This window comes from Melaminivora alkalimesophila (assembly GCF_000282995.1).
Lineage (GTDB): Bacteria > Pseudomonadota > Gammaproteobacteria > Burkholderiales > Burkholderiaceae_C > Melaminivora > Melaminivora alkalimesophila.
This window is the reverse complement of record NZ_ALEE01000104.1, coordinates 1-3,222: the sequence shown is the minus strand read 5'-3', so window position 1 is coordinate 3,222 and position 3,222 is coordinate 1. Positions and strand designations below refer to the sequence as shown.

The following is a 3,222-nucleotide window of genomic DNA, read 5'->3' as shown; positions in this document are numbered from 1 at the left end:
GCGCGCACGCTGATGCTGGCGACCAACAACGTGCTGTTCCCGGCCTCGGGCGAGCCCTCCATCGTGCCTTCGCAGGACGTGGTGCTGGGCCTGTACCAGGCAACGCGCGAGAAGATCAACGGCCGTGGCGAGGGCATGGTGTTTGCCGACGTCGCCGAGGTGCAGCGCGCGCTGGACGCGGGCACGGTCGAGCTGACCAGCAAGATCAGCGTGCGCATGACGGAGTGGAGCCGCGACAAGGCCAGCGGCGAGTGGCAGTCGAGCACTTCGCTGGTGGAGACCACCGTGGGCCGGGCGCTGCTGTCGGAAATCCTGCCGCGCGGGCTGGCGTTCTCCAACCTGAACAAGACGCTCAAGAAGAAGGAGATCTCCAAACTGATCAACGCCTCCTTCCGCAAGTGCGGCCTGAAGGAGACGGTGGTGTTCGCCGACAAGCTGCTGCAAAACGGCTTCCGCCTGGCGACGCACTCGGGCATCTCGATCAGCGTGGACGACATGCTGGTGCCGCCGCAAAAGGCGGACATCATTGGCCGCGCCGAGGCGGAGGTCAAGGAGATCGAGCAGCAGTACGTCTCCGGCCTGGTCACGGCCGGCGAGCGCTACAACAAGGTGGTGGACATCTGGGGCAAGGCCGGCGACGAGGTCTCCAAGGTCATGATGGCCCAGCTGGCCAAGGAAAAGACCACCGACCGCCACGGCAACGAAGTGGAGCAGGAGTCGTTCAACTCGATCTACATGATGGCCGACTCGGGCGCGCGCGGCTCCGCCGCACAGATCCGCCAGCTGGCCGGCATGCGCGGCCTGATGGCCAAGCCCGACGGCTCGATCATCGAGACGCCCATCACGGCCAACTTCCGTGAAGGCCTGAACGTGCTGCAGTACTTCATCTCCACGCACGGCGCGCGCAAGGGCCTGGCGGACACGGCGCTCAAGACCGCCAACTCCGGCTACCTGACGCGCCGCCTGGTGGACGTGACGCAGGACCTGGTCGTGACCGAGGAGGATTGCGGCACGGTGCACGGCACGCTGATGCGCGCCATCGTCGAGGGCGGCGAGGTGATCGAGTCGCTGCGCGAGCGCGTGCTCGGCCGCGTGGCCGCCGAAGAGGTGCTGCACCCCGAGACCCGCGAGGTGCTGGCCCCGGCCGGCACGCTGCTGGGCGAGGATGTGCTCGACGAGCTGGAAGCCGCCGGCGTGGACGAAGTGAAGGTGCGCACCGCGCTGAACTGCGAGACGCGCTACGGCCTGTGCGCCATGTGCTATGGCCGCGACCTCGGCCGCGGCGGGCTGATCAACCTCGGCGAGGCCGTGGGCGTGATCGCCGCCCAGTCGATCGGCGAGCCCGGCACGCAGCTGACCATGCGCACCTTCCACATCGGCGGTGCGGCCTCGCGCGCGGCGGTGGCATCGAGCGTGGAGGCCAAGTCGAGTGGCATCGTGAGCTTCAACCCGACGATGCGCTACGTGACCAACACCCGCGGCGAGCTGGTGGTGATCGCGCGCTCGGGCGAGATCATCATCCAGGACGAGCACGGCCGCGAGCGCGAGCGCCACAAGGTGCCCTACGGCGCGACGTTGACGGTGAAGGCCGACCAGCAGATCAAGGCCGGCACGATCCTGGCCAACTGGGATCCGCTGACGCGCCCGATCATCACCGAGTACGCCGGCCAGGTGAAGTTCGAGAACATCGAAGAGGGCCTGACGGTGGCCAAGCAGCTGGACGAGGTCACGGGCCTGTCCACGCTGGTGGTGATCGACCCCAAGCGCCGCGGCGCGACCAAGGTGGTGCGCCCCCTGGTCAAGCTGATCGACGCCGAGGGCAAGGAAGTGAAGATCCCCGGCACCGACCATGCGGTGGCGATCGGCTTCCAGGTCGGCGCGCTGATCCAGGTGCGCGACGGCCAGGACGTGGGCCCCGGCGAGGTGCTGGCGCGCATTCCGGTCGAGGGCCAGAAGACGCGCGACATCACGGGCGGCCTGCCGCGCGTGGCCGAGCTGTTCGAGGCGCGCAGCCCGAAGGACGCCGGCATGCTGGCGGAGATCACCGGCACCGTGTCCTTCGGCAAGGAGACCAAGGGCAAGATCCGCATCCAGATCACCGACCCCGACGGCCACGTCTGGGAGAAGCTGATCGAGAAGGAAAAGAGCGTGCTGGTGCACGAGGGCCAGGTGGTCAACAAGGGTGAGCTGATCGTCGACGGCCCGGCCGATCCGCAGGACATCCTGCGCCTGCTGGGCATCGAGGAGCTCTCGCGCTACATCGTCGACGAGGTGCAGGACGTCTACCGCCTGCAGGGCGTGAAGATCAACGACAAGCACATCGAGGTGATCGTTCGCCAGATGCTGCGCCGCGTCGTGGTCGACAACCCGGGCGAGTCCGACTACATCGCCGGCGAGCAGGTCGAGCGTTCGGAGATCCTCAACACCAACGAGCGCCTGCAGGCCGAGGGCAAGATCCCTGCGACCTATACCAACATCCTGCTGGGCATCACCAAGGCATCGCTGTCGACCGACTCGTTCATCTCCGCCGCGTCGTTCCAGGAAACGACGCGCGTGCTGACCGAGGCGGCCATCATGGGCAAGCGCGACGAGCTGCGGGGCCTGAAGGAGAACGTGATCGTCGGGCGCCTGATCCCGGCCGGCACGGGCCTGGCCTACCACCAGGCACGCAAGGCCAAGGACGCCATGGACGAGGCCGAGCGCCGCGCCATCGCCGAGGCCGAGGCGGCCGAGCTGGCCAGCGCCACCGAGGCCGAGCTGTTCGGCGACGGCAGCGAGGCGGCAGACCCGGCGGCCGACTGACGCCCGCGCCCGGAGCCATCCGGGCGCCCTTCCCGCATGCTCCCGGCCCGTCGCCAGACCGGCCGGGAGTTTTTGTGTCCGCACAGTCCCAGGCCGCCGCCTGAATCTCCTGTCTCTTCCGATGTGGATCCTCGTCCTTGCCCTGGCGCTGCTGCTCTTCTGGGCGGTGGGTGCCTACGGCCGCCTGGCGCGCCTGCGCGCTGCGGTGCACCGAGCCTTTGGCGCGCTGGACGCCCACCAGCTGCGGCTGCTGGCGCTGCTCTCCGAGCTGGAGGCGGCGAGCGGCAGCGGGGCCACCCACGCCCGGGCGCAGGCCGCCCGGGCCGTGCTGGTGGCGGCGGGCGCGGGCCTGGCGGAGGCGCTGGCGGTGGCGCGCGCCCGGCCGCTGGACGCTGCGGCGCTGGATGCGCTGGCGGCGCA

General features: G+C 69.3%; 1 protein-coding gene and 1 pseudogene. Both read left to right on the top strand.

The annotated features are described in order from the left end of the window. On the top strand, positions 1–2,802 hold a 2,802-nt coding region (locus A612_RS01435; RefSeq protein ID WP_019372836.1), incomplete at its 5' end, for a DNA-directed RNA polymerase subunit beta'. A 121-nt stretch (positions 2,803–2,923) separates the two neighbouring features. Then, positions 2,924–3,222: pseudogene (locus A612_RS01430) on the top strand (LemA family protein); the annotation flags it as partial.